This window comes from Maribacter sp. TH_r10 (assembly GCF_033101095.1).
Lineage (GTDB): Bacteria > Bacteroidota > Bacteroidia > Flavobacteriales > Flavobacteriaceae > Maribacter_A > Maribacter_A luteus.
This window is the reverse complement of the sequence record NZ_JAWMPY010000036.1, coordinates 1-601: the sequence shown is the minus strand read 5'-3', so window position 1 is coordinate 601 and position 601 is coordinate 1. Positions and strand designations below refer to the sequence as shown.

Genomic DNA, 601 nt, shown 5'->3' with positions numbered 1-601 from the left:
CCCATTATGATCGGTATATCGCCGGTTCGGCAGTTCCGGAAGCTCCTTTAAGATTAGAATCCATTGACCCATTGAAAGCTGATTTTTTCTTGGAAAGACGTGAAATGGGAATCATTAATGTAGGGGATAATGGAAGTGTTGACATAGATGGTGAATCTTATCAATTAGGGCACAAAGATGCTTTGTACATAGGAATGGGAGCCAAAGATGTTGTCTTTAAAAGCGATGACCCTAAAAAGCCTGCGATGTTCTATATAAACTCTGCACCGGCCCACACAACGTATCCAACGAAAAAAGTTAGCTTGGAAGAGGCGAATAAACTAGAATTGGGTTCACTGGAAACGGCGAACCATAGAACGGTGAACCAGATGATCATAGGCGGTATTGTAACCACATGCCAACTGCAAATGGGAATGACGGAACTTAAGACAGGAAGTGTATGGAATACCATGCCGGCACATGTTCATGACCGTAGGATGGAAGTTTATTTTTATATGGATGTACCTGAAGGGCAATCCGTATGCCATTTTATGGGGCAACCCCAGGAAACACGTCATATTTGGATGCAAAACAACCAAGCGGTCATTTCCCCACCATGGTC

General features: G+C 43.4%; 1 protein-coding gene. It reads left to right on the top strand.

The features are described 5' to 3' along the window. Positions 1–601 (top strand): 5-dehydro-4-deoxy-D-glucuronate isomerase (gene kduI, locus R3X28_RS19215; protein ID WP_317666507.1); only part of this gene is annotated, 601 nt, incomplete at both ends.